The 24,331-nt window shown below is 64.4% G+C and carries 19 protein-coding genes and 8 pseudogenes; 15 read left to right on the top strand and 12 right to left on the bottom strand.

Annotation, left to right across the window (positions count from 1 at the left end; genetic code table 11):
- Positions 1 to 115: 115 nt before the first annotated feature.
- Positions 116 to 685: pseudogene (locus tag AC1PZ7_RS17090) on the top strand (transposase); the annotation flags it as partial.
- A gap of 140 nt (positions 686 to 825) precedes the next feature.
- Here AC1PZ7_RS17090 and AC1PZ7_RS17095 read toward each other — a convergent pair.
- The 4 genes and pseudogenes from AC1PZ7_RS17095 to AC1PZ7_RS17110 all read right to left on the bottom strand — a co-directional run bounded on the left by AC1PZ7_RS17095 (position 826) and on the right by AC1PZ7_RS17110 (position 4,866).
- On the bottom strand, positions 826 to 1,638 hold the full coding sequence (locus AC1PZ7_RS17095; protein WP_482356398.1) for a hypothetical protein: 813 nt from the start codon (positions 1,636 to 1,638) through the stop codon (positions 826 to 828).
- A gap of 184 nt (positions 1,639 to 1,822) precedes the next feature.
- Positions 1,823 to 2,715: pseudogene (gene puuE / locus AC1PZ7_RS17100) on the bottom strand (allantoinase PuuE).
- A pseudogene (locus AC1PZ7_RS17105) lies at positions 2,712 to 3,577 on the bottom strand (M20/M25/M40 family metallo-hydrolase). Before AC1PZ7_RS17105 ends, puuE begins: the two co-directional pseudogenes overlap by 4 nt.
- A 185-nt stretch (positions 3,578 to 3,762) precedes the next feature.
- Positions 3,763 to 4,866 (bottom strand): CapA family protein, encoded by a 1,104-nt coding sequence (locus AC1PZ7_RS17110; protein ID WP_482356399.1) that lies wholly within the window; start codon positions 4,864 to 4,866, stop codon positions 3,763 to 3,765.
- Between the two features lie 203 nt (positions 4,867 to 5,069).
- Between AC1PZ7_RS17110 and AC1PZ7_RS17115 the strand changes: the two genes are divergently transcribed.
- Positions 5,070 to 6,395: an MFS transporter gene (locus tag AC1PZ7_RS17115; protein WP_482356400.1), complete on the top strand. Its 1,326-nt coding sequence runs from the start codon at positions 5,070 to 5,072 to the stop codon at positions 6,393 to 6,395.
- A gap of 99 nt (positions 6,396 to 6,494) precedes the next feature.
- Positions 6,495 to 7,187, top strand: coding sequence for a GntR family transcriptional regulator (locus tag AC1PZ7_RS17120; RefSeq protein WP_482356401.1), 693 nt, complete (start codon positions 6,495 to 6,497; stop codon positions 7,185 to 7,187).
- A gap of 174 nt (positions 7,188 to 7,361) precedes the next feature.
- On the opposite strand, the gene AC1PZ7_RS17125 is transcribed toward AC1PZ7_RS17120, so the two are convergent.
- A complete protein-coding gene (locus AC1PZ7_RS17125; RefSeq protein WP_482356402.1) occupies positions 7,362 to 8,390 on the bottom strand; it encodes a helix-turn-helix domain-containing protein in 1,029 nt (342 codons plus the stop codon).
- A 141-nt stretch (positions 8,391 to 8,531) separates the two neighbouring features.
- Between AC1PZ7_RS17125 and AC1PZ7_RS17130 the strand changes: the two genes are divergently transcribed.
- From AC1PZ7_RS17130 to AC1PZ7_RS17140, 3 genes are all read left to right on the top strand, one after another.
- Complete coding sequence (locus AC1PZ7_RS17130) at positions 8,532 to 9,767, top strand: DUF3047 domain-containing protein (RefSeq protein ID WP_482356403.1); 1,236 nt, start codon at positions 8,532 to 8,534, stop codon at positions 9,765 to 9,767.
- Positions 9,768 to 9,904: 137 nt separating this feature from the next.
- Positions 9,905 to 10,267: an ArsR/SmtB family transcription factor gene (locus AC1PZ7_RS17135; RefSeq protein WP_482356404.1), complete on the top strand. Its 363-nt coding sequence runs from the start codon at positions 9,905 to 9,907 to the stop codon at positions 10,265 to 10,267.
- A gap of 40 nt (positions 10,268 to 10,307) precedes the next feature.
- A complete protein-coding gene (locus AC1PZ7_RS17140) occupies positions 10,308 to 13,172 on the top strand; it encodes an MFS transporter (protein ID WP_482356405.1) in 2,865 nt (954 codons plus the stop codon).
- A 122-nt stretch (positions 13,173 to 13,294) separates the two neighbouring features.
- Here AC1PZ7_RS17140 and AC1PZ7_RS17145 read toward each other — a convergent pair.
- From AC1PZ7_RS17145 to AC1PZ7_RS17155, 3 genes and pseudogenes are all read right to left on the bottom strand, one after another.
- Positions 13,295 to 13,582: pseudogene (locus tag AC1PZ7_RS17145) on the bottom strand (zinc-binding dehydrogenase); the annotation flags it as partial.
- 53 nt (positions 13,583 to 13,635) lie between these two features.
- A complete protein-coding gene (locus tag AC1PZ7_RS17150) occupies positions 13,636 to 13,983 on the bottom strand; it encodes an alcohol dehydrogenase catalytic domain-containing protein (protein ID WP_482356406.1) in 348 nt (115 codons plus the stop codon).
- Between the two features lie 33 nt (positions 13,984 to 14,016).
- A pseudogene (locus AC1PZ7_RS17155) lies at positions 14,017 to 14,273 on the bottom strand (IS5/IS1182 family transposase); the annotation flags it as partial.
- 173 nt (positions 14,274 to 14,446) lie between these two features.
- Between AC1PZ7_RS17155 and AC1PZ7_RS17160 the strand changes: the two are divergent.
- The 3 genes from AC1PZ7_RS17160 to AC1PZ7_RS17170 are packed head-to-tail and all read left to right on the top strand — an operon-like array spanning position 14,447 to position 16,476.
- Complete coding sequence (locus AC1PZ7_RS17160) at positions 14,447 to 15,115, top strand: DUF2239 family protein (RefSeq protein ID WP_482356407.1); 669 nt, start codon at positions 14,447 to 14,449, stop codon at positions 15,113 to 15,115.
- Positions 15,112 to 15,552 carry a DUF1330 domain-containing protein gene (locus tag AC1PZ7_RS17165; protein ID WP_482356408.1) on the top strand — a complete coding sequence of 147 codons (441 nt, stop codon included), beginning with the start codon at positions 15,112 to 15,114 and terminating at the stop codon, positions 15,550 to 15,552. The genes AC1PZ7_RS17160 and AC1PZ7_RS17165 overlap by 4 nt, the downstream gene beginning before the upstream one ends.
- A gap of 18 nt (positions 15,553 to 15,570) precedes the next feature.
- Positions 15,571 to 16,476 carry an alpha/beta fold hydrolase gene (locus AC1PZ7_RS17170; protein ID WP_482356409.1) on the top strand — a complete coding sequence of 302 codons (906 nt, stop codon included), beginning with the start codon at positions 15,571 to 15,573 and terminating at the stop codon, positions 16,474 to 16,476.
- A 152-nt stretch (positions 16,477 to 16,628) separates the two neighbouring features.
- Here the strand turns inward: AC1PZ7_RS17170 and AC1PZ7_RS17175 are convergent.
- Positions 16,629 to 17,153: pseudogene (locus tag AC1PZ7_RS17175) on the bottom strand (tyrosine-type recombinase/integrase); the annotation flags it as partial.
- A 79-nt stretch (positions 17,154 to 17,232) separates the two neighbouring features.
- Here AC1PZ7_RS17175 and AC1PZ7_RS17180 point away from each other — a divergent pair.
- Positions 17,233 to 17,487, top strand: coding sequence for a type II toxin-antitoxin system RelE family toxin (locus tag AC1PZ7_RS17180; protein ID WP_482356410.1), 255 nt, complete (start codon positions 17,233 to 17,235; stop codon positions 17,485 to 17,487).
- A gap of 17 nt (positions 17,488 to 17,504) precedes the next feature.
- Positions 17,505 to 17,876, top strand: a complete 372-nt coding sequence (locus AC1PZ7_RS17185; protein ID WP_482356411.1) for a helix-turn-helix domain-containing protein — start codon at positions 17,505 to 17,507, stop codon at positions 17,874 to 17,876.
- A 114-nt stretch (positions 17,877 to 17,990) separates the two neighbouring features.
- Here the strand turns inward: AC1PZ7_RS17185 and AC1PZ7_RS17190 are convergent, their stop codons facing one another.
- Positions 17,991 to 18,227, bottom strand: coding sequence for a helix-turn-helix domain-containing protein (locus tag AC1PZ7_RS17190; RefSeq protein ID WP_482356412.1), 237 nt, complete (start codon positions 18,225 to 18,227; stop codon positions 17,991 to 17,993).
- Positions 18,228 to 19,167: 940 nt separating this feature from the next.
- On the opposite strand from AC1PZ7_RS17190, the gene AC1PZ7_RS17195 reads away from it, so the two are divergent.
- Complete coding sequence (locus AC1PZ7_RS17195) at positions 19,168 to 20,184, top strand: GlxA family transcriptional regulator (RefSeq protein ID WP_482356413.1); 1,017 nt, start codon at positions 19,168 to 19,170, stop codon at positions 20,182 to 20,184.
- Positions 20,185 to 20,202: 18 nt separating this feature from the next.
- Here AC1PZ7_RS17195 and AC1PZ7_RS17200 read toward each other — a convergent pair whose 3' ends face one another.
- The gene (locus AC1PZ7_RS17200; RefSeq protein ID WP_482356414.1) at positions 20,203 to 20,820 is read right to left on the bottom strand and encodes a hypothetical protein; all 618 of its coding nucleotides are present in this window, start codon (positions 20,818 to 20,820) and stop codon (positions 20,203 to 20,205) included.
- On the opposite strand from AC1PZ7_RS17200, the gene AC1PZ7_RS17205 reads away from it, so the two are divergent.
- A protein-coding gene (locus tag AC1PZ7_RS17205) for an IS3 family transposase (RefSeq protein WP_482359592.1) occupies positions 20,784 to 22,147 on the top strand; the annotation gives its coding sequence in 2 pieces (ribosomal slippage) (positions 20,784 to 21,131 and positions 21,134 to 22,147; 1,362 coding nt in all). The genes AC1PZ7_RS17200 and AC1PZ7_RS17205 overlap by 37 nt on opposite strands.
- Before the next feature lie 74 nt (positions 22,148 to 22,221).
- On the opposite strand, the pseudogene AC1PZ7_RS17210 reads toward AC1PZ7_RS17205, so the two are convergent.
- Positions 22,222 to 22,422, bottom strand: a pseudogene (locus AC1PZ7_RS17210) (hypothetical protein); the annotation flags it as partial.
- A gap of 252 nt (positions 22,423 to 22,674) precedes the next feature.
- Here AC1PZ7_RS17210 and AC1PZ7_RS17215 point away from each other — a divergent pair.
- The gene (locus AC1PZ7_RS17215; RefSeq protein WP_482356415.1) at positions 22,675 to 22,902 is read left to right on the top strand and encodes a hypothetical protein; all 228 of its coding nucleotides are present in this window, start codon (positions 22,675 to 22,677) and stop codon (positions 22,900 to 22,902) included.
- Positions 22,903 to 22,921: 19 nt separating this feature from the next.
- Positions 22,922 to 23,552, top strand: a pseudogene (locus AC1PZ7_RS17220) (recombinase family protein); the annotation flags it as partial.
- Between the last annotated feature and the right edge of the window lie 779 nt (positions 23,553 to 24,331).

The raw sequence follows: 24,331 nt of genomic DNA on the forward strand, positions 1-24,331 counted from the left end.
CAGGAATGCAGGATCGTGTCCCGGGGCATGGTGTAGGTCTTGGCTGAGGTGGTCACCGAAGATGTTCCGGTAGGGTCTGGCCGCTGACACCAACGCTAGACCGAAATATCCACCCATGACCACCGACGTGGTGACCTTTCGGGACCTTGTGGAGAAGTCCCCCGACGCCGACCTTCTTCGCGAGATGATCGGCTTTGCCGCCGAGCGCCTGATGAAACTGGAGGCCGGCGCCGTGACCGGCGCGGCCTTTGGCGAGAAGAACCCGGTCCGGCGGGCTCAGCGCAACGGCCATCACGATCGGGACTGGGAGACGCGGGTCGGCACGGCCGAACTGCGCATCCCGAAGCTGCGCAAGGGCAGCTATTTCCCCGGCTTTCTCGAGCCGCGCCGGATGGCCGAGAAGGCCCTGACCACCGTGATCCCAATCAAATGCGAAGCAACTGGCGAGGAAGCTTCTGTGCCGGGCATCTCGACGCGATCGGTGGATGACATGGTCAAGGCCACGGATATCTCGGGCATCTCCACGAGCCATGTGTCGCGGCTGTGCGAAGAGATCGACAGCAAGGTGAAGGCCTTCCTGAACCGCCCGATCGAGGGCGACTGGCCCAATCTGTGGATTGACGCCATCTATCTCAAGGTCCATCGCGGCGGTTGGATCGTCTCCGCCGCCGTGATCATTGCCATCGAGGCTATGACCGAAGCCACCCTGCTGCGCAGATAGCGATGAACCAATGCCCTTCTCAATTGCACTCTGAGTCTTGAGAGTGCGCCCCCGGCCATGGCGCGCGCACTGAGGCGCGGCGCCGTCGCTTCGTCAGGCGGATCTCATGGCTTGACGAGCTTCGGCCGATCGTCGGTGAAATTGATCCACGGGTTCGTGCCAAGCACTTCGGCGCCGGCCACGCCGGGATCGTCGTAGCGCATGACGAAATGCTTCGGGCCGTGGGCGTAGGCGACCGTCAGGCCGTAGGGCGCGCTCAGGAAGGCGGCGTGCGGCACGAGGCCGGAATAGCTCAGCCGCAGGGCGTTCCCGGTACCATCCACAGGGCCGACCGAGAGCTTCACGATCTCGCCGTTCGCGAGCCGGAAGAACCAGGTCCAGGGGCCACCGGATACGACGGTCATCACCTCGTCGATCCCGAAGCCGTCGTCGGACGTGTTGACATGGAGCTTGGCGTACTTCGCCTGGACCGCGTACAGGATGCTTGCGGGAATAGCCTTCATGTCGAAGACCTTGGGATAGGGTGCGTCGCCGATCTCCGAGGTCGAGAGATTGCCGCCCCGGTGCGCCTCCGGCTGACGCCCCGCATTGCTGATCTCCTCCAGGAGTTGCCCTCGGTGCATCGCGAAGAGCGCGCCGATCTGCTTGGTTTCATCGTCGGATATGGCGCGGGTTCTGGACGCTTCGAGAATGGGGCGGGCGTCCGGAGGAATGGGGACCTCGCTAATCCGGACGCCGATCCGCCGCAGCAGCCGGTTGACGTTCTCGATCCCCGTTTCGGCGGGATGTCCGTCGAGATGGGAAAGCGTCACGGCATTGCCGCCCGCGTGAGCCGTGACAGGCGCGACGGCGATCGAGGCGACCGTCGCCGTCGCAAGCAGAGCGCTTATTGCGAGATTGATGAACTGGCACGTCATTACACATCCCCCTTTGCTTGTAAGTATTTGTATGCACTAATAAAATATTAGCTCGACCATTCTGCGCGCAGGAACGCTCCCGGAAGATTGAAACAATTTGCCCGGTGAGATGTTCTTCAGCTCGAGAACTGAGGCCGCCGTATCCGATCCGCTTATGGCGCAAGATGATCGGATGCCGCGGTCTCTAACGCGGATGGTGCGCGTGCCAGTGGCTTGCGATTTCCACCCGGGTCGTGATCCAGACGCGGGAGTTTTCCGCAACACGGTCGAGAAAGCTGGCCAATGCGGCGGCCCTGCCCGGGCGCCCGGCAATCCGGCAGTGGAGCCCTACGGACATCATCTTCGGAGCGCCCCTGCAGCCTTCCTCATAGAGAAAGTCGAAGCTGTCCTGCAGGTAAGAGAAATTGGTCTCCCGAACTGAAGCCTTGCGGGGAGACGAAGCGCATGTCGTTGGTGTCGAGACTGTAGGGCACGATCAGGTGACGCGCTCCGCTCCTCTCGACCCAGTAGGGAAGGTCGTCGCAATAGGAATCCGACGAATAGAGCAGGTTGCCGTGGTCCATCGCGATGTCGAGGGGTCTGCTCCGAGGCGCGCCCCGTGTACCAGCCGAGCGGGAGGGCACCCGTTACTTGGCGGTGGAGGTCGAGCGCGGCTTTGAGATGCACTTCCTCTTCGGCACGCGAGAAGTCCTTGTAATCGATCCAGCGCAGGCCGTGGGAGGCGACTTCCCAGCCCGCATCCAGCATCGTCGCAACCGCCGCCGGATTGGCCGCCATGGCCGAGGCGACGCCGAAGACCGTGAGCTTGAGGTCGCGCTCTCTCATGAGGTGCCAGAAGCCGGCTCGCGAGCCGTATTCATAGAGCGACTCGATGTTGAGGTTCCGTCGGCCGACATAGGGCGAGATACCCACAAGCTCGGAGAGATAGGCCTCCGACGTCGCGTCGCCGTAGAGCGGGGAATTCTCGCCGCCTTCCTCGTAATTGAGCACGATCTGGAGGGCGAGGTAGGCATCGCCGGGCCAATTCGGGTCGGGCGGCGTCTCGCCATAGCCGATCAAGTCGCGGGACCGGGTCATGGACGGGTCTTTCGGTGGCTGGCGGTGCTTGGGAGTGCCTGCGGCTCACGCGCCAACGCGGCGTCGGCGAGGCGGCAGAGGAAGTCGATCCCGAAGGGGATCGCCGCGTCAGCGAAGTCGAAGCGCGGAGAATGCAGAGGCGCGCTGTCGCCGTTGCCGATGAAGGTGAAGGCGCCGGGCCGCTCCGCGAGGAAATAGGCGAAGTCCTCGGAGGCGGGGATCGGTCGCGCGTTCGTATCGACGGCTTGAGGCCCAACCATTGCACTCGCGACCTCGGCCACGAGAGCCGCGCGGTCAGCATCGTTTACCGTCGCAGGGTAATCGCGCCGGTAGCGGACGATCGCCTCCACGCCGAAGCCGGCTGCGATTTTCGGTACCATGTCACAGAGCCTTTCCTCGATGGCCTGTCGCGCCGGCTCTTGGAAGGCGCGAACCGTGCCCTTGATCGTCGCCGTCGCGGGCATGACATTCTCCCGCTCGCCGGCCTGGAAGCAGGTGAGCGACACGGTTGCGGGCTCGATCGGATCAAGCGTGCGCGCGGTGATCCGCTGGACGGCCTGCACGATGGCGACACCCGCCAGCACCACGTCGTCGGCAATGTGCTGCGCACCCGCATGGCCGCCGCGCCCGCTCAGCTCGATGGCCACGAGGTCGGACGAAGCCATCAGGGCGCCGGCGCCGCCCTCTTCGGCTGCCTGGAAGAGGAGCGCAACGTGCCGGTGAAGGCGCGGGTCGCAGCGAGGCGCCGCGCCGCTCCCAGCAGCATCGCGGTATGCCCGTCATGGCCGCAGGCGTGCATCCGTCCCGGAGTGCTCGATGTGTAAGGCAGCGCGGTCGCCTCGCTGATCGGCAGCGCATCCATGTCCGCGCGGAGCCCGACCACACGGTCGGAAGGCCGCCGCCCTTTGACCAGTGCGACGATGCCGCTACCGCCGATGCCGGTCTCGATGGCATCGACATGGTTATGGCTCCGCCGAGCGAGACCACCAGGATGCGTTTTTTCATGATCATGGCATTCGATGGCGCTTTGCTTGCCGCGCAGCGGCGTCAGGAGATGGCTGCATCGACATCAGCTTCGATAAAGCGGGCCACCGCCCGCGCGCCGTCGATCTCGATATCGGTGCCCATGGTCCCCGAAAGGCGTCGGAACCGGTCGAGGATCGGCCGCGCCGCCGCCTCGCTCGCGATGAGGTTGGGCATCCCCTGCACGTCGCATTCCGTGGCGCGAAATTCGATTGACCGCACGCCCGCCGCCCCGAACGCGATCCGGCTCACCAGCGACCAGGGGTCGATCTGGGTGAAAATCTCCCGCTGGACCGGTGTCGCATTCACCCGGTCCTGCTGGGCGATGTGATTGCCGAGGCTGTAGAGGATCGGCCGGCCGCGGTAGGTCTCAAGACCCGCAGGGCTGTGGGGGTGATTGCCGAGAACCATGTCGGCACCCGCATCGATGATCGCGTGGCCGAGCGGGCGCTGATACTCCGCCTGCGGATCGCCCCGGCCGTAGCCCCAATGGACGCTGACGATGACATGGTCGACGTTCGGGCGCAGCGCGCGGATGGCGTCCGCGAGTCTCTCTTGGTCCTCCGGACGAACCCGGCTGCGCATGGCAAGCGGCACCCCGGGCTCGGTCGCGAGCAGGATGGGATGTAACTCCGCCCACTGGTCGACCCGGAGCGGGGCGATGCCCGGACGCGTCTCGGTCGCCGCATAGTCCGGCGGCAGAAGGCACGAGACCGCCAGGAAGCCGATCCGGCGCCCGGCGAGGACGATCACCTTCGGCGCCATGGCCTCATCGACCGTGCGGCCGCCGCCCACGGACATTATGCCGGCCGTCCGCAGATGGTCGAGGGTCTCGAGGAACGCCGCGGGACCGAAGTCGCAGGTATGGTTCGTGGCGACGGTCATGATGCCGAAACCGGCCCGGCCGAGATCCCCGGCAATCGCGGGATCGGCGAGATAGGCGATGGGCGCATCGCTCCGGTAGCCCTGGCGCGCGAACTGGACCTCGCAGGCCCCCCAGACGAGGTCGGACTGGCGCAGGTAGTCCAGCGTGTCCCCGTATTTCGGGTGGAGCGCTCCCAGTTCGTCGAAAAGCCTGTGCCGGATGACAATGTCGCCCGCGGCTGCAAGCACCGGGTAGTCATGCATCTTCAATTCCATATTTTTTTGATATTTTTATCATGCTCGGTATGACAACCGCGTCAAGAGGGCGATTTGCGATGAAACACGGTTCCTCATACCCATTTCAGCCATGGGATATGGCCTTAAGTTGACTTATTGAAATTTTTTTGATGTTTCTAATTGCGACGCGGAGATGCGTCCACGATCCAGAGACGCGAGGGGATGGGAGAATGAGCAGCATCGACGGCACCTCTGCCATACCGACACGCTCGGCGGACAATCTGGGCTCGATCTATCGGAAGATCGGCTTTCGGCTCATCCCGATCCTGATGCTGCTCTGGGTCATGGCGTGGATTGACCGTGTCAACGTGAGCTTCGCCAAGCTCCAGATGATGGACGAACTGCGCTTCAGCGACGCCGTCTACGGTCTGGGTGCGGGCATCTTCTTCATCGGCTACTTGCTCTTCGAGGTGCCGAGCAACCTTCTGCTTCAGAAGATCGGCGCGCGGCGCACCATCGCGCGGATCGCCATCGGCTGGGGCGCCACCTGCGCGCTGATGTCCCTCGTGGCGACACCGACGGCCTTCTATGCGCTGCGCTTTCTGCTCGGCGCGTTCGAGGCGGGCTTCTTTCCCGGCGTGATTCTCTACCTGACGCTCTGGTTCCCGAGCGACCGAAGGGCCAAGGTCTTCGGCATCTTCATGTCCTCGGTGGCACTGTCGGGGGTCTTCGGCGGCCCGCTCGCCGGCTTCATCATGAGCGCACTCCACGCGCACCTGGGACTATCGGGATGGCAGTGGCTGTTCATCCTTGAGGGACTGCCGACGATGCTGATCGGCATCTTCTGCCTCTTCTATCTCACCAACAGGCTCGAGGAGGCGCATTGGCTCTCACCCGCGGAGCGCGCCGCCGTCGCCGCCGATCTCGAACGCGACCACCTCCTTCTTGGCGACCGGGAGCACCATTTCGGCTCGGTGATTCGCGATCACCGCCTGTGGGCGTTCACCGCCATCTATTTCTGCGTGATCGTCGCCAACGCCACGGTCGCCTTCTGGGGGCCGACCATCATTCGCGGGACGGGAGTAGCCGACATCCAGACCATCGGATGGATCGTTTCCGGGGCCTCACTGCTCGGATCGGCAACCATGGTCCTCAACGGCTTCATCGCCGACCGCACCGGCCGTCCGCTCATCCTGTGCGTCCTCTCGCTCCTGGTCGCGAGCGCCGCGCTGGCCGCCATAGCGGCTTTCCTTCACAGCTCGGCGACGATCACGATCGTCGCCTTCGCCTTTGCGCTGGCAGGCGCCTACGGGACGATCCCTGTCTTCTGGCAGATGCCCAACCGACTCTTTGCGGGTACCGCGGCCGCCGGCGGAATCGCCGTCATCAATTCGTTCGGCAATCTCGGCGGTTTCCTCGCGCCTTACGGACTCGGTCTCGCGGCGAGCAAGACCGGCGATGTCGCCAGCGGCCTGATCGCGGTCAGCCTCGTCGTTCTCGTCGCGGTCCTCGGAATTGTCGCCGCCAGGCGATTTTTCGCACCGGGCACCATATGATGCGGCAGAATCCCAGCCCGGCCGCTTCGGTCAGGGTTCGGCGCGGTCGCCGGAATTCCGGCGGACGCGCCTCACCAGGGATGCAGGTCGGATCAATCGATGAACGTGAGCAGGACTGGCGCCAAACTTTCCCTGGGAGAGCGTGTCTACGAGGATCTGCGTGTCGCCATCACGCTCGGCGAGATCCCGCAGGGCCAGGTATTCAACGAGGCCGATCTCATTGCCCGCTACAAGGTCAGCACCTCGCCGCTGCGCGAGGCATTGACCCGGCTTCGGCAGGACGGGCTGGTCAAGGTCATACCGAGGCGAGGCTATGCGGTCGCCGATTTGACGCTGCGCGACTTCCACGAGCTGGTGCAGATGCGCATGATCAACGAGGGCGCCGCCGCGGAATTGGCCGCCCCGAGGATCACCGATCAACATGTCGCCGAGATGCAGCGCCTGTCGTCCGAGTCCCTCGTGATCGGAGATGCCCAGAGCTACCGGAGCTTCATGCAGGCCAACCAAGCTTTTCATGAATTGATCTCATCGATTGCCGACAACTCCCGGCTCCTGAAGGCCACAACGCAAACCTTTGACGAGATTCAGAGGGTATTGTTCGCCGGCTTGAGCGAGATTGAAGACGGCGATCTCAAGCACGATCACGATGGCATCATCGCGGCCCTCGCAAGAAGAGATGGACCCGCCGCCCGCAAGGCGGTGATCGAGCACATCAAGCTGTCACGCGACAGGGTCGTGCAGAGGATGCTGCGACGCGACAAACCGCTGGAAGATCTCCGCCTGATGCCATAAGGGCGGATGGCTCAGTACCAGAATCTGCATGGCAAGCCCGTGTCAGTGAAGGCGACCTGCTCAACATCGTGGAAGTCCAATCCGCGTCTATCTGGTCCGGATTCGTGCTCTTATCCGGCAGCAACGGCGCGATCTTCGCCCATTGGGCTTCGCACAACTCATAACGCACCTCGGTCATTGCAGAGCTCCGCCGCAGGACTTCGCCAATTCTCGCCATCGACTAGGAGCGACACCGCTCCAGGTTTCGAAGGCGCGGCTGAAATGAGCAGAGTCGCGATAGCCGAGCCTCAGCGCGATCCCGGTGACCGGCTCATCCGTTTGGCACAGGAGTCTTATCGCCTGCCGTTGGCGCGTGCTGGTAAGAATGTCCGAGAAGCTCAGCCCGAGCCCGGCGAGCCGGCGCTGGAAGGTGCGCGTCGACAGGTCGGCGCGTCGCGCGACGCGGGCAAGCTCGGGCCGGCCGCCGAGAAGTTCGAGATCGATCAGCGCACCAACATTGCCGGGCAGGTCGTCCGGTGCCGGTATGTCAAAGATGCGCGCCAGTTCCTCGGCGTCGAGCCCTCTATCCTCTTTGAGGTTCGGATTGACCGTCATGAGCAGGCGACGGTCAAAGACGAGCCGGCCGGGGCCGTCACCATTCGCCGTCTCGACGCCGGTAGCCACCTCGATGGCACGGCGCGCCGCTACGGAAAGCCCGCCAATCACAATCCGGCGCGGAAGCCAGTCCGCACCGGCGAACTGACGGATCATGACGATCTTGTACCATAGAGCCAGCATCTCGTTCTGCGGCCGCCCCTCGGTGGAGGGGTCCGTCAGCTCGTACGACCAGTGAATCTCGTCGCCATGCCGCCTCATCCCGAGCCGTGTCGAGCTCTGTATCATGTGCGTTAGGCTGCTGCCGGCACGGTGCACCGCCTCCAGCAGGGTCGGCGCCTGCACGACCCATTTCCCATAGACCCCAAGCCCCGCGAGCGAAGTCTGGCTACCGAGCCGACCGGCGAAGGCTTCATCGTGCAGTTCGCGCGCGGCGACCGCCAACAGCCGGAAATGGTCGCGCAGCGGCACCAGCGTGTCGGGCGATTCGATCAGGCGGAGCGGCAGCTCGGCGCGGCGGAAGACCCGCTCGATCGAGCCGCCCTGTGTCGCGACGACGTCGGCGATCGGGCCGAGCGTGCTTGCGCGTGTAAAACCCCTGCGTCGCATTCATCGGCCTCGCGCCACAGCGGGCCGATTCTGGCGTGTGCTGGCAAGCCGATCGTCCCCCTGAAACATAACATTCGTCTTCCCAAACACGAAGACAAGGCCGCCGGAACAGGTTCGGCCGCCGCTGAGGGAGGAAACGATATGTGCCTCTACTGTCTGAACGCTTACGAGGCGGTGCACCGGACTGCCGGTAGCGAGCTTTCCCGGCGCGACCTGATGCGCCGCGCCGCCGCCCTCGGTGTCGCCATACCCTTGGCGGGAAGCGCCTTTGCGGGAGGCGCTCTTGCCGGCGCGGCCGCCGGCCCCTCCCCGGCAGCGTTCCACAGGCGGGTGGAAGATCTCGTCGCGCGAGCGAACACACCCGAACTCGCCGGCTACCGCGTATTCGACATCAACGGCTCCGACCTGCCCTGGACCGATCTCGGCCTCACCGCGGCCAAGGGGCAGCAGGTGACGTTCCTCATCACCGGGCGGTGGTGGCTCTCGCGTGAACTCGACCTTTGGTTCCCTCCCGGCCTCGCCTTCCATATCCGCATGCGGGGGCAACGTCCGATCTTCAGCCCCGGCACCGAGACGACCACGCTCACCCTGCCGCATGGCGGAGCGGTCGAGGTGGCCCGGCTCACGCCGCTGACCGCCGACGAGGACGGCCACCTGCTCACTCCGCCGGATGCCTACCGCAAAGACGACGTGACCATCGTCGGCGTCGCCCTGATGTGGCGCGGCGACGCCGCGGCGGGACTGGCAAGCCTCGCCGCCGCAGGGGAGGACGTCGACGGGCTGATTGCCGCCGAACGCGCCCGCCTCGCGCGCGGCCGCACGCTGCCCGCGGGCTGGTCGAACCTGTTCCTGCTCGGCGGCGGCGAGGAGCGCTTCGCCTGGGAGGCCAATGGCGAGATCGTCTGCGACAGTGCGGGAAGTGCATCGATCATCCAGCGACCGCTGTCGGTTCCCTTCGCCGCCGCTCCGGCACTCGGCTGGCGCTGGAAGATCGACCAGCTTCCCTCGGCGGTGCCGGAGGATCAGGCGCTCGCTCACGACTATCTTTCCATCGGAGTGAAATTCGACGACGGGCAAGACCTGACCTTTATCTGGAGCACGGCGCTTCCGGCGGGAACGGTCTTCCGCTGCCCGCTGCCGCTCTGGGACAAGGTCGAGACCCACATGATCGTCGATTCCGGCGCCAGGGGACTCGGCTCCTGGCGGGAGGTGGAGCGCGACCTTGCCGCCGACTACGCCGCTCATATCGGAGGGTCGGCGAAGGCGATCACCCACATCTGGCTATTGGCGATCACACCCTTTCAGCGCCGCCGAGGCGCTTGCCGCTATGCCGACATCAGGGTCGAGACAGCCGAGGGGGCAGTGCACGAACTTTAGGCCAGCTCGCCTTCAGGGGTTCGAAGCGCTCGGCTTGGAGCCTCGCCACATGAGATTGCCTCGGCTGTCACGGCCCCTTCCGTCGGGGCACGGCCCGCTATGTCCGCACTCCATCTTGACAATCGACGTCGCGGGCGATGATATTTAATGAAATGATTAAATATTCTGAGGCAACGCTCGACACGGTCTTTCACGCGCTGGCCGACCCGCACCGCAGGGCGATCCTGCGGATGCTGACCGAATGCGAGCGCAGCATTGGAGAAATCGTTCCCGCGTTTCCGATCTCCTTCGTCGCTGTCTCCAACCACATGAAGGTGCTGGAGCAGGCGGGCCTCGTTATCCGACGCAAGCAGGGCCGACATCAGATGTGCAGCCTCGACCGCCAGGGTCTCGCAGTCGCTCGGAACTGGCTCGACGCCCATGAACGCTTCTGGAGCGAGCGTCTCGATGCCTTGGATGCCGTGGTCGCTCAGATGAAGGCGGAGGACACAGGTCCTTAGAGACCGGCGCCAACCGGTAAAAACAAGATGGAGGAAGCGCGTGACCCAGAACGCCGTCTGGAGCGAACGGACAGCATCGTCCGGGCTCGTGCCCGCTGCCGGCCAGGCGGCCGATGCGGCCGACCCTGGAAGCCTGCGCCGGGTGGTGGTGGCCTCCTCTCTCGGAGCCATCTTCGAAGCCTATGACCTCGTGCTCTACGGCCCGATGGCCGCAATCGTCGCCGCCGAGTTCTTCTCTGGGCTCGATCCCGCCTATGCCTACATCTTCACCCTGCTCTCCGCCGCGGTGACCTATCTGGCGCGCCCGTTCGGCGGACTGGTCTTCGGTCCGCTCGGCGACCGGGTCGGGCGAAAATATACCTTTCTCCTCACCATCCTGATCATGGGTCTGTCGACCGTGCTCATCGGGTTGCTGCCGAGCTATGCGACCATCGGGGTGGTCTCGCCGCTGCTGCTCATGGCGTTGCGCATCCTGCAGGGTCTTGCCTATGGCGGCGAGTTCGGCGGCGCGGTCACCTACATCGCCGAATACGCCCCCGCCCATCGGCGCGGCTTTGCCACCAGCGCTGTCGCCATCACCATGGCGGGCGGCCTGGTTCTGGCGATCCTGGTCGTGCTCGCCTGCGAACTGGTGCTCGGCAAGACGACATTCGAAGCCTGGGGCTGGCGCATTCCGTTCCTGCTCTCCGCCGTGCTCATGCTGGTCTCGGTCTACATCCGGCTGCGCTTGCAGGAATCCCCGGTCTTCCTGGCCATGAAGCGGGCGGGCGGCGGCTCGCGGACACCACTGCGCGAGGCGTTCGGCCGCTGGGACCATCTACGGGTGGTGCTTTTGGTCCTGTTCGGGGCCACCGCCGGCCAGTCGGTCGCGATCGCAACCGGCACTTATCCGATCTACCTCCTGATGTTGAACCTGAAGATCGACCCCTTCCTGCTGCACTACACCATCCTCGGCTTCAGCGTGATCTTCGTTGCCGCGATGATCCTGGCGGGTTGGCTATCGGACCGGATCGGTCGCAAGCCGGTGGTGCTGGCCGGCTTCATCGGCACGGCGCTTGCTGCCTATCCAGTGTTCCTGGGTATCACCCATTACGCGCACCCACGTCTTGCGGCGGCGATGGCCGCGCACCCGGTAACGGTGACGGCCGACCCGGCGACGTGCAGCCACCAGTTTGATCCGTTCGGCCTCGCGGAGTTCCGTAGTTCCTGCGATGTCGCCCGGCGCGCCGTTGCCAAGCTCGGCGTCCCCTACGCCAATCGCGCCGCGTCGCCGGGCAGCGGCGCCCAAGTGGAGATCGGCGCCACGGTGGTTCCAGCCTTCGACGGCGCGGGGCTCGACCAGACAAACTTCACGCGGCAGGCCAGGGCCTTCGACGGCACCCTCGCCGCTGCGTTGGTCGAGGCGGGATATCCCGCCCGCGCCGCGCCGGAGATGACCAACGTGCCGATGCTGATTGCGCTCATGGCTGCCCTCAGCATCTTCGTCGCGATGGCCTCCGCCCCCGCTCTCGGCGTGGATGGTCGAGATGTTCCCGACCCGTATCCGCACCACCGCTTTCGCGATGTCCTACAATATCGGCGGCTGGTTCGGCGGCTTCCTACCGGCCATCTCGTTTGCCGCCTTCACTGCCACGGGCAATCTCTATGCGGGTCTGTGGTATGCGATCGGTGTCCTGCTGGTCGCCCTCGTGGTCGGCGGGCTGTTCCTGCCCGAGACGCGCGGCCGTGCGCTGGAATCGGTGACATGACCGATGCAGGAGCTGCCGGCGGCCCGGCCTCGCTCGTCCTGGTCCGCCGCATCGATGCGGCGGCGGGACAGATCTTTACCGCGTGGACCGACCCGAGATGGCTGGTCCGCTGGCTGATTCCGGGAGCCGGCGCGCTCCGGGAAGCCGTGCTCGACCCGCGTCCGGGCGGGGCCTACCGATTGGAAGGCCTTGATCCGGATGGAACGCGCTATCGGCTCCGCGGCCGTTACATTGAGATCGTGCCGGAGCGGCGGATCGCCATGAGCTGGGAATATGAGGGCGCCGCCACCAGCCTGTGCGGACCGCCGACGCGGGTGGACGTGGATTTGCGCCCGCTGGGCACCGACGCCTGCGAACTGACGCTCACCCATGGAGAGCTCCGGGGGGAGGACGCGGTTGCGGCGCACCGCACGGTGTGGACGATCTGTCTCGACCGGCTGGTCTGGTCGCTCGCCCCCACGCCGGGCGAGGCCGCTTTTCGCCCCTCGCTCGGAGCGATCACCGAGCTCTATGGCGAGCCGCATCGCATGCTCCAGGACGCCTTCGACAGTCGACGGCTGGCCAACACCCTGCGCAAGGTGACGGTGACGAGCACGCTGACGGCCGAGCACAGGGATTTCATTACCGAACGGGACATGGTGTTCCTCTCCACCATCGACCACCGCGGCTTTCCGACCTGTTCCTACAAGGGCGGGGCGCCTGGCTTCGTCCGGGTGCACGACGACCAGACGCTCATTTTGCCGAGCTATGACGGCAATGGCATGTATCTCTCCGCGGGCAATGTCAGCGCCAATGCCAAGATCGGACTGCTGTTCATCGATTTCGAGCGACCGCACCGGCTGCGTATCCATGGCACGGCGCGCCTTGTGCGTGAGGAAGCAGAGCTTGCTGGCTTTCCCGGCGCGGAGCTTCTGTTGGTGGTGAAGGTCTATGAGGCCTTCGTGAACTGCCCGCGCTATGTGCATCGCTATCAGCGCGTGGAAACTTCTCCCTTTGCGCCGGGCCAGCCGCGTGACGACGAGATAGCGCCCTGGAAGAATTTGGACATCGTTCGAGATGCCCTGCCTGACCGGGATCGGGCCCGGCGCGAAAAGGCCGGATCCAAGTCCATCACGCGCGAGGAATATCTGGCGCGCCTGAAACGCGGGGAGACCTGAGGGCCCGCCTCTCCTCCCGCCGTGTGTGGCCATTCCCGGCACGGCAAACGCCGGCGAAATCGGTGTGCTCCAGATCGAAAACCGCCCCGCCAGCACAAGATAGAAGAGTGCGCCCCCTTGAGGAAGCCGATCTGGGCGATCCGCCCGCCACTCGCCGGCGCCGCGGCGGATTGGCTGCGATTGTCTCCCCCGATGATCTCAAGGACATGATCGACGCCGCACCCGTCGGTCAGTTCCAGCGCGGCTTCGGACCAGTCAGGCGTTGAACGGGTATCGATCACAGCAGAAGCGCCGAGCGCCTTCGCGCGCTCGAGCTTGTCGGCGCTCCGCGAGGTGACGATCGTGCGGGCGCCGAATGCCTGCGCCATCTGTTGGCCGAGCAGGGCGACGCCACCGGTCCCCTGAACCACAACGGTTTCGCCCGCTTTCAGATGACCGGTCTCGATCAGGGCAAACCATGCCGTCAGAGCCGAAATCGGCAAGGTGGAAGCCTCCTCGTCGTCAGGGACGCGGGAGCCATGACGGCGGTCTCCTCGTGAAGCGCCACATACTCAGCCAGTACGCTGGGAAGCGGCCCGCCCAGCGGCAGACCGTGCCCGGCCATCTCCCGTGGCGGCGCACCGTCGATCCATTGCGTCCGGAAGGTTCCAAGCGCCCGGTCGCCAATCCTGAAGCGCGACACATCCGCACCAATCACGACGACCTCGCCCGCCATAGCCGAGACCGGAGCGAACGGCCTGGTTGGCCTGTCGGGCAACAACTTGCCTTTCCAGCACCAGCTTGTCGCGATGATTGAGGGAGGCAGCCGCAACCTGGATCAGGAGTTCGTTCCGAGGCGGTTCAAGCCCTCGCTGTCGCAGACGGCGTGCAGCTTGGAGTTCAGGCCGCCTTTGGTGCGCCCGATACGACGGAGAACAGCCCCTTTTTGAGCAGACTCGCCGCCGTACGGTGAACCTTCAGATGGGTGGCATCGATCATGATCTGCTCAAGTCTGGGCCCTTCGCCGACGAGGCTGGCGAAGATCCGGTCAAACACGCCGAGCCGGCTCCAGCGGATAAAGCAATTATACAATATCTTATGCGGGCCGTAGTCCTTGACCGCACGGCCAAACATGGAGCCCCCCACGAGACCGTCTCGCAAGTCAGTGCTGGTTGCAGCGGGTTACAGCGGCTCGTGCACGACGTCGGATTCGAGCATAATTTAATCCGGGTAATATTGACGGATAATTTTCACCCGGGTATTAATTACGCATTCGTTCCTCGGGTGCGCACTCAATGTCCAGCCTTTCGTCAAAACCCTGCACGGCCTTCGAGGGTCACCGATTGCTGCTCGCCGGCCCGCTGGTCGAGGTCGCTCTCGCCGTCAAGACCGCAACAGAAAGCGGCGCGCCAAACGGGGTCCTCGTCTTCGATGACACAACCGGCCGTGTCGTCGATCTCGACCTGCGGGGCAGCACGGACGAGATCATCGAGAGGCTGTCCAGGCCGCCCCAGACGTTCGTCGGACAATATCGGCCGCCCTCGAACGAGCCGGCCGAGCCCGCGAAGGACGAGGGCACCGAAGCCCGAGGTCGGGGAAGGCCCAGATTGGGGGTCGTCTCACGCGAGGTGACCCTACTCCCAAAGCAGTGGGACTGGCTGGCCACCCAGCCGGGCGGCGCCTCCGCCGTCTTGCGACGGCTGGTCGACGACGCTCGGCGCAACGGCGGGGAGCGGCAGGCACGGCGGGCCGCGCAGGAGGCCGCCTATCATTTCATGCAGGCGATCGCGGGCGACCTGCCCGGTTACGAAGAAGCGACACGCGCGCTCTTCGCCAGTGATCGGCCGAGACTGGAGTACTGCACCGCGAGCTGGCCGCACGACATCCGCGCGCACGCCCTGCGCCTGGCGTTCGGCGCGCCGGATGCCCCGCCCCCGGAGAGCGACCGAAAGGAAGGGCCATGAACGCGCTCGCCGGCATCGGCCACCTCGAACCGACGCAAAGCGCCGGCAGGCTCTTTGTGCAACGCGGCCTTGAAGGCCCCGTCATCATGCTGAACCTGCTGCGGTTTCGGGAGGTCGCCGATTACACCGCCCATCCGGACCTCGCGCCGACCGCGCCGATCAGCGGGGCGGAAGCCTTCGATCGGTATTTCAGGCACACGCTGCCCTTCCTGCGCGAGAGCGGCGGTGACGTCGTGTTTCTCGGCGCCGGCGGGCCGTTCCTGATCGGCCCGGAGGGCGAGAGATGGGACAGGGCGATGCTGGTCCGCCAGACGAGCGTCGCCGCCTTCCTCGCCTTCGCGCGCCATGACGCCTATCTGGCGGGCCTCGGCCACCGCGCCGCGGCCTTGGCCGACTCACGCCTGCTTCCCCTCGCCGAATTGCCGTTCCCGGCCTGATCCGGAGAAAGCGCGACCATGAACATCGCGAAAGCCAACGGCATAGATCTGACTTGGGATCATTTCGGCCGCGAGGGCGATGCGGCGATCCTGCTGATCGCCGGGCTGGGCGTGCAGAGGATCCGCTGGGCCGCCCCCTTCTGCGAGGAGCTGGCGGCGCGCGGCTATCGCGTGATCCGCTTCGACAATCGCGACGCCGGATGCTCGACGCATTTCAGCCAGCACGCCCCGCCGGACTTCGGCGCGCTGGCCGCCGCGCTCATGGCCGGGCGGCGGCCGGAGGTTCCCTATACGCTTCCGGACATGGCTGCCGACGCAATCGGCCTGCTGGATGCCCTCGCCATCGATCGGGCGCATGTGGTCGGCCTGTCGATGGGCGGCATGATCGCGCAGATCATGGCGAGCGAGCATCCCAAGCGGGTCCTGTCCCTCACCTCGATCATGTCGGGCACCGGCAATCCCGCCCTTCCCCAGGCCGAGCCGGACGTCATGGCGATGATGACGCGCCCGGCGCCGGATCCGGTCTCGGACGAGGCCGGATTTCTGGCGCACAGCCTCGCCTTCGCGCGCCGCATCGCCGGCCCTGGCCATCCGGTCGACGAGGCGGCGCAGCGCGTCCTTGTTCTGGAGGAGATCAGGCGCGCCTATGATCCCGGCGGTGCCGGACGACAGATCGCCGCCATGGCCGTGGCCGGCGATCGTCGCGCGCGACTCGCCACCATCGGCGTGCCGACGCTCGTCATCCATGGAGCCGACGATCCGCTGATCCCTCCGGCCTGCGGCGCGGATACCGCGACCTCGATCCCGGGCGCCGAGTTGATGCTGATCGACGGCATGGGACACCACCTGCCGGCCACGCTGCATCGCACGGTCGCGGATGCCATCGACCGTGTGGCGAGAAGGGCACCGCCGGACAGCCGGTGACGCACTTGGCTCGCGATCGCCGAACACCGCCGCGCCGCTCTATTTGGATCGCGTTCTCATCGGCCGCTGTCCTCTGACATATGCGGCGTGTGCATCCGGTCACGCCTCCCATCAGCGCCCATAAACGGCATCGACGCCGGCAACAGCGTCGGCGCCCGGTCCTTCGGCTGGAAGGTCGCGATCGAGGCCGGCCCCACCTCGTCGGCCGGGTTCGGCACCTTCTCGCCGTGCAGGATGGCGAAGGCGAAGATCTGTTTGACGATGTCGCGGGCGTGGATGGCGGTCGCCGGGGGGCCGCGCTCCTTCACCTTGGCGCAGAGCTGGCGCAGATCGTCCGGCGTCACCTCGGCCAGAAGACGGTTCTTCCAGGCACGCAGAATGTCCCGCTCGAGGTTGGCCTTGCGCATCGGGCGGGTGCTTTCCGCCATGCGCGCCTCCTTGATCCATAAGGCGTTCACCGCGCCGAAGCTGCGCTCCATGGCCTTGCGCCGCTTCTCGCGCTGTTTCTCGTGGGCGGGCGAAAGTCCCTCCGCCGCCTGCTTGCGGGCGGCAATGCAGCGCTCGCGGGCTTCGGCGAGCGTGACGCCGTCGCCACCATAGCGGCCGATCGTCAGCGTCTCCCGGCGGCCGTTCAGACGGTAGTCATACCGGAAGGCGATTTGGCCTGTCGTGCCGACAGGTGGGCGCGGAGATGCCAACCTTCGCGCGGTAGCATTCTGCGATAGCCACTTCGTAGCAATATGCTATATTTTGCCGATGAAAGAGATCGCTTACAGCAAAGACGCCCTACGTGTCCTGCGGAAGGTGCCTGGGAACGTCGCTGAGACGATCATGGGCAAGATCGCCCAATATGCTGCCGATCCGTCGAGCCTAGCGAACAACGTCAAGGCCCTGAAGGGTGAGCCGGGCATCTATCGCCTGCGGATCGGCGACTGGCGCGTCGTCTTCGCTGAAGATGGTCGCGTGATCTCTATCATCCGGGTTGCCCCGCGCGGGAATGTCTACGACTGAGGCCAAGGAGGGCTACAATGAACATCCAGATTATCACTACCCCGGCCGGCGACCGTCTGGTTGTCCTGCCGGAGGCCGACTATGAAGCGCTCGTCGCCGCCGCTGAGGATGCCGCCGACATCGCGACCGTGCGCCGTTTCAAGGAGCGCCTCGCCAGCGGTGAAGAAGAACTCGTGCCCGCGGCCATTGTCGATCGACTCGTGGCCGGCGAGAATGCCATCCGCGTTTGGCGGGAACACCGTGGCCTGTCCGCTAGCTCGCTCGCCGAGAAAGCCGGCATCGCGCAGGCCTTCCTATCGCAGATCGAAACCGGCAAGCGCGATGGCACCGTGACAACGCTCAAGAAGATCGCCGATGCCCTGTCGGTGACGGTCGACGACTTGATTTAAGGGACTTGTTTGGCCGCCGCCTGCGACGACCGAAGGGAACGCGCGATTGGCAGGCGTAATCCAGCTTATCCGCCAAAGACCCGGCCCCCTCAAGGAGGCGCCATAGATCGGGCGTCAATCAGATGTCGCAGGCTTCTGGAAGCGCACACCCGCACCGCCTCCGTTCTCGGGAATGAACTCAATCCCAGCAGCTTCAAAAGTGATTCTGATGGCCGCGATCGTAGCGGCCCTGAGATGCTCGCCGCGCTCCAGACGCGCGATCGTGTCGGGTGAAACGTTCGCCTTCTGCGCCAGGTCACGGGTGCCCCAGCCGAGAGCGACGCGCGCCATTTTGGACTGAATAGGTGTCATTTCGTAACGGTGATACGATTATTCATTGAAGGGCGCCGTCGCGAGAGTTATCGTATCCACGTTACGATTGTCGTTTAGACGGCCGTTCCGAGTGTTGGTCCGCTCAGAACGGCCTCTTCGCCGACGAAGCAGGCTGATCGACGCCACGACTGTTCGGCTTGATCCAGCATAGGGCAGCCCCGCGCTTCGGCCCATTGTCTCCCCAGACAAGGCCAATCCAGGGGTCGACAGCATGACATCCATCGACCACGGCAGCCAGATCACGTCCGCGAAGACGACCCGCACGATCCAGTCCGCAAAGCTCAGTCGCGGCCTTCTCACAGCGCTCGTCATCGGCTGATGGTCGGCGCGGGCGTGTTCAACCTGCCGCAGAACATGGCGGCCGGGGCCGGCCCGCTGGCGGTCCTCTCGGCTGGGTTCTCGACTCGGGATTTGGCAGTCCGAGAGGTAGACGTCCTGCAGCCGTCATCGCGGGCAGAGACCTGTCGCAGGTTCCATTCGTGGGTGCGCAGTCACCGATGCCGACACTCACTCGAAGTGGCGGTGTAGCGGTATGGAATTCGGTGAGCTTGCGTTGCTCCCATCCTCCTCACTCCGCCAATTCCTGCGCCGTGGGGCGGCCCGGCGTTGGCTTGGCGCGGCCAGGCAGGTGGCGATTCCGTGCCGGATCGGGCGCGATGCGACGGTGGCTACATAGTTGCTGAACGCCAGGCGTGCTACACGGTCCGTACCGCGCCAAGCAACTCAAGGCGCCTCGCTTCAGATCCTCTATCGAGGCGCTCAATCACATCGACGCCCAAGGTGGAGCTGTTGCAACCTTGCTCTCCGTGCCCCTCGGAGACAGCTCGTCAAAGCATGATTTGGTATGACCTTCGTGATCGTAGCTTTTGTTTTGGTGCGCCGCTAACGTTATTGCTGGACTGGCAGGTATAGGCTGTGCGTGACCGCGCCGATCGGCATTGGCGCGCCACGGGAGAGTGCTTTGCTACTCGACAAGGATCACGAACCCTTGCGCTTCGGCTTCCTCCTGGCGCCGCGCTTCTCGATGATGAGCCTGAGCTCCGCAATCGAGCCGATCCGCGTTGCTAACCGGCTTCTTGGCCGCAAAGCCTTCGATTGGTACACATGCAGCACGGACGGCCAGCCCGTGATGGCGTCGAATGATCTGGTTCTTGAGGCCGGGGCGGTTGACGAGGCGACTGACCGCATAGATGCACTCGTGCTGTGCGGCGGCACGCGCCTCACCGCAGCGCAGGAGCGGCCGATCATTCGCGCCCTGCGCAAAGCGAGCCGGCGCAAGCGCGTCATCGGCGCACTGTCGACGGCCACACATCTGGTTGCGCGCGCTGGCCTTCTCGCAGGATACCGCTGCACGATCCACTGGGAAAACCTCCCGGCGCTGCGCGAGGAATTTCCAGGCCTGATCGTGACCGAAGCGGTCTACGAGATCGACCGCGACCGGCTGACATCTTCGGGTGGCACCACCGCGATGGACATGATGCTGCACATCATCCTGCTGCGGTATGGTTCGGACATCGCCCATGAGGTTGCCGCGCAGTTCCAGCATGCGAAGATCAGGGCGCACAACGAGCCGCAATCAGGCTGGCGGCAGCGCAACCTGACCTACCAGCCTCCGGTGATCCGGCGGGCCACCACCATCATGCAGGAACACATCGAAGATCCCCTGGCCATCCGCGAGATCGCCGATCAGGCGGGTATCAGTGAACGACAAATGGAACGGCTTTTCACGACCCATCTCTCGTTGCGGCCGATGCATTACTACCTGATGCTGCGCACCGAGCGCGCCCGCGAACTGCTCAGCTATACCGAGCAGCCGTTGGTCGAGATCGCCGTCGCCGCCGGGTTCGGATCGGTCGCGCATTTCTCCAGATGGTTCCTGCACTTCCACGACCAGTTGCCGTCTCAGTATCGCAAGACGAGCCGGACAGGGGCGTGAGAGGCGGTGCGGCCGCTCTTAATTGCGGATCGCGTGCAAAAGGTCGCGCACCGTGGTTCCCGGCCGGCCGAACTGGCCGAGGTAACGCAGGCAGTTGCGGCTCTGCTCTTCGCCCCATGCCGGCGTCGTATAGAGCAGGAACTTGCGCTCCAGTTCAGCGGCGGACAGCGGTGCATCCGGATCGCCACGTGGCTCGCGCGGCGCTGACGAATGGATTGAGCCGTCCTTCAGCCTGATCTCGACGCGAGTGAAGCGCCGAGCGGGAAACAACCGCGAATATTCTCCATCCTCGACATAACGGATCCGCTCCGTGAGCCTGCGCACTTGCGGATCGCCGAGCGCGTCATCCACGACATGCTGGGGCAGCACATCGCCATGGATGAGCGCAACGGCCGTCGGGAACGACGTGCCGTACTGCGCCTGGTCAGTTGTCTCCGGGATGCCTTGAAACAGACGTGTGGACTCATGGAAGGTGTGAACAATCACCTCGTCGACATCGTCAGGCTCAATCGCATGTCCGCCGTCAGCACCAATGGCACAGATTTGAGGTTGTGATTTAAGGAGGGTTGGGGCTTCGTCGTAGTGACGAAGGAACGAAGATGAAGGCCCAACCCTCCTTGAAAAAATCGCCGACAAAGGCCCCTGCTGAGCGTGTTGTGAAGGATATTCGGCGGCAGACGCGTCGCCATTTCTCGGCCGAGGACAAAATCCGCATCGTGCTCGATGGGCTGCGCGGCGAGGACAGCATTGCGGAGCTGTGCCGCAAGGAAGGCATCGCCCAGAGCCTGTACTACACTTGGTCGAAGGAGTTCATGGAAGCGGGGAAGCGCCGCCTGGCCGGCGATACTGCCCGCGCGGCGACCACCGGTGAGGTCCAGGATCTGCGCCGCGAAACCCGTGCTTTGAAGGAATGCGTGGCGGACCTGACGCTGGAAAACCGGTTGCTCAAAAAAAGCATGATTGCGGATGGGGGCGACGACGAATGAGGTATCCCGCATCCGAAAAGCTCGAGATCATCCGGATCGTGGAACAGTCGCACCTGCCCGCCAAACGCACGCTCGACCAGTTGGGCGTCGCCCGTCGGACGTTCTACCGCTGGTATGACCGTTATCTTGAGGGCGGGCCGGAGGCGCTGGAGGATCGGCCATCGGCGCCGAGCCGGGTGTGGAACCGGATCGGCCGCGACATCCAGGATCAGATCGTGGAGATGGCGCTGGAGGCGACCGACCTCAGCCCCCGCGAACTGGCGGTGCGCTTCACCGACGAGAAACGCTACTTCGTGTCAGAATCCGCGGTTTACCGCCTGTTGAAGGCCCAGGATCTGATCACCAGCCCGGCCTATGTCGTGATCAAGGCCGCCGATCAGTTCCACACCAAGACCACCCGGCCGAACGAGATGTGGCAGACTGATTTTACCTACTTCAAGATCATTGGGTGGGGCTGGATGTACCTGTCGACCGTCCTCGATGACTTCTCGCGCTACATCATCGCCTGGAAGCTGTGCACCAACATGCGGGCCGAGGACGTGACCGACACGCTGGACCTGGCTCTGGCGGCTTCCGGCTGCGACAGCGCCACGGTGCTGCACAAGCCCAGGCTGCTCAGCGATAATGGTCCCAGCTACATCGCCGGCGAACTTGCGGAATACATTGAGGCCCGGAAAATGAGCCATGTGCGCGGCGCCCCGATGCATCCCCAGACCCAGGGCAAGATCGAACGCTGGCATCAGACCCTGAAGAACCGCATCCTATTGGAAAACTACTTCCTGCCCGGCGATCTCGAGGCCCAGATCGAGGCCTTCGTCGAACACTACAATCACCAGCGTTACCACGAGAGCCTGAACAATGTGACGCCCGCCGACACCTACTTCGGAAGGGCTCCGGCGGTCATCCAACAGCGTGAAAGGATCAAGCGACAGACCATCGAACATCGGCGCTTGCAGCACCGCAAGCTCGCCGCCTAACATCAACCCCCAGACGAGGCCCGCACTCCGCTAATTTACCCCGCGAGTTGCGCCAAATGTTCTGACGACGGACAGGGTGGCTCGCCAGCGACGACTGTCTTCACGGCCACGCGAACCTGCTCCGCTTCCGGCCCTTCCTCAGCCAGGCGACGGGCAAGAGCGCGTATCAGCTCGCGATCGGATTCGAGCGCCATGATCTCGAATCGAGTGAAGCCACGCTGCGTCAGACGCGCGCGGTAATTCTGGATTGCTCTCTTCTGTGCAGCATTGCCCATGGCCATCCTCCATTCTATATCTGGATATATATTCCAGATATAATGTGCAGGCAAGCGAAGACGCAATGGCGAAACGCGTTTCAGGCAGGCTTGGCCAGACAGCGGATCGCCGCGCTATCCGACGCCGGTATTTTCCGTCTGCAGCGATGCGCCTTTCTACGCCAGACGACGCTAGCATCGGCAACAATATGCTGAATGCCGTCGAATACTATCCGTTGATTTCCGTTGCTTATACTTCGATTCATAGCAACGGTGAAGCCGATCAACTTGCAATCGGCATCGAACGGCGCAACGATGGATCAGGGCAATCGCCAGCAGCAAAGGAGTACGCTTCGGCTCGTCGAGCCGGAACTGTCGCTCGTACGCAACGGCGATGGTCCCGATCCGCGCTTGATCGAGTTGGCTCGCCTGCTCGCCCGTCGTGCCGCGCGGGAGGTGTTCGAAGAGCAGATGAAGGAACGCAGCACGACGCGCTCCTGACACCTCAGGAGAGTGCGCTTTGAAAGTCGCGATCTACGCCCGCTATTCGTCCGACAATCAGCGCGACGCCTCCATCTCCGATCAGCTCCGCATCTGCCGCCTCCATGCCGAGAAGCAGGGTAGGCAGGTGGTCGAGGAATATACTGACCACGCAATTTCCGGCGCCTCGCTTCTCCGTCCCGGCATCCAAGCCCTAAATCTCGGACGCGTCGCGCGGCCGCTTCCAGTACGTGCTGGCCGAGGCGATGGATCGTCTGTCGCGCGATCAGGAGGACATCGCCGGCCTCTACAAGCGCATGGCCTATGCGGACGTGAAGATCGTCACGCTCTCCGAGGACGAAGTCACGCATCTGCATGTCGGCCTCAAGGGCACGATGAACGCCTTGTTCCTCAAGGATCTCGCCGACAAGACCCGCCGCGGCCAGCGCGGGCGCGTCGAGATGGGCAAGTCCGGCGGCGGCAACGCCTATGGCTATGATGTGGTGAAGAAGTTCGACGCCAGCGGCGAGCCGATACGGGGCGACCGGACCATCAACGAGTTCCAGGCCGGGGTCATCCGCCGCATCTTCCGTGACTATGCGGCCGGAAAGTCGGCAAAACGAATCGCCTTCGAGCTGAACAGGGAGAGCATCTCCGGGCCGAGCGGCGGAGAATGTGCGAAGCGCAACGTCGGCCCGCCCGCCGCCATTGATCAGTTTCAAACCGCCGATGGCGCGGCGCTCATCATAAGCGCGCAGCACGATGCGGCGGGAGACGCGATCCCGTACGATCCGCAGAGACAAGAAGCTGACGCGCTCTCTGCTTTCCTCGAACGCAAAGGGAGCCTGTTCTTCGCGGACGCCGGTCAGCAACACATCCGCATCCGTGCGCGGCAGCAGCAGCGTGCGATCATCTAGGCCGCGCGCAATGATGGGGTCAGAATCCCCCGGTAAAAGCGGTCGAACAACCCATCGTGCCCGTGCGGACATGCCTCCATCCTCGCCCGGAACGCCGCGTTCGGTGGCGCCATCGTCGTCGAAGGGAAAACGAACGACCATGACAGGTGTGACAGCGTCTTTGCCTATGCGCGCCATCGCGGCGCGCGATCGCGCGCTGCATGTCCTGGAAATCCGCCGCACCAAGCGACACTGGGACGTAATCGTCCGGCGCCATTCTTCGTGACGATTGAGGGAGTTACGTCGCCGGGGGATAGGAACCCCAAATAGCCTGTCGCCGCGGGCTCTAAGGAGGTAACAGGGTAGACATCCGCGACCGTTTCGGACAGACTGGTCCGAATATTGGCGCCCTTGGATGCGGCAAGCCTAATCATCGCCGGGAGGCTGCATGACTGCGGGTGAAGATTGCCGTCGTTCTTCCACTGGCGCGGCGTGCGGCAGAGCCGTCGAGCTGCATCGACGTGCGAGGTTCTCAGCCGTTGGGCGGCGCGCGA

This window comes from Ancylobacter sp. TW_SC_1, assembly GCF_056836805.1.

What these genes read in the sequence shown, in the direction of transcription:
- AC1PZ7_RS17180 (WP_482356410.1), top strand. Translation starts at nt 17,233, where the DNA reads ATGAAAGAGATCGCTTACAGCAAAGACGCCCTACGTGTCCTGCGGAAG.
- AC1PZ7_RS17135 (WP_482356404.1), top strand. Translation starts at nt 9,905, where the DNA reads ATGATATTTAATGAAATGATTAAATATTCTGAGGCAACGCTCGACACG.
- AC1PZ7_RS17095 (WP_482356398.1), bottom strand. Translation starts at nt 1,638, where the DNA reads ATGACGTGCCAGTTCATCAATCTCGCAATAAGCGCTCTGCTTGCGACG.
- AC1PZ7_RS17115 (WP_482356400.1), top strand. Translation starts at nt 5,070, where the DNA reads ATGAGCAGCATCGACGGCACCTCTGCCATACCGACACGCTCGGCGGAC.
- AC1PZ7_RS17165 (WP_482356408.1), top strand. Translation starts at nt 15,112, where the DNA reads ATGAACGCGCTCGCCGGCATCGGCCACCTCGAACCGACGCAAAGCGCC.
- AC1PZ7_RS17185 (WP_482356411.1), top strand. Translation starts at nt 17,505, where the DNA reads ATGAACATCCAGATTATCACTACCCCGGCCGGCGACCGTCTGGTTGTC.
- AC1PZ7_RS17130 (WP_482356403.1), top strand. Translation starts at nt 8,532, where the DNA reads ATGTGCCTCTACTGTCTGAACGCTTACGAGGCGGTGCACCGGACTGCC.
- AC1PZ7_RS17120 (WP_482356401.1), top strand. Translation starts at nt 6,495, where the DNA reads ATGAACGTGAGCAGGACTGGCGCCAAACTTTCCCTGGGAGAGCGTGTC.
- AC1PZ7_RS17110 (WP_482356399.1), bottom strand. Translation starts at nt 4,866, where the DNA reads ATGCATGACTACCCGGTGCTTGCAGCCGCGGGCGACATTGTCATCCGG.
- AC1PZ7_RS17125 (WP_482356402.1), bottom strand. Translation starts at nt 8,390, where the DNA reads ATGCGACGCAGGGGTTTTACACGCGCAAGCACGCTCGGCCCGATCGCC.
- AC1PZ7_RS17170 (WP_482356409.1), top strand. Translation starts at nt 15,571, where the DNA reads ATGAACATCGCGAAAGCCAACGGCATAGATCTGACTTGGGATCATTTC.
- AC1PZ7_RS17190 (WP_482356412.1), bottom strand. Translation starts at nt 18,227, where the DNA reads ATGACACCTATTCAGTCCAAAATGGCGCGCGTCGCTCTCGGCTGGGGC.
- AC1PZ7_RS17160 (WP_482356407.1), top strand. Translation starts at nt 14,447, where the DNA reads ATGTCCAGCCTTTCGTCAAAACCCTGCACGGCCTTCGAGGGTCACCGA.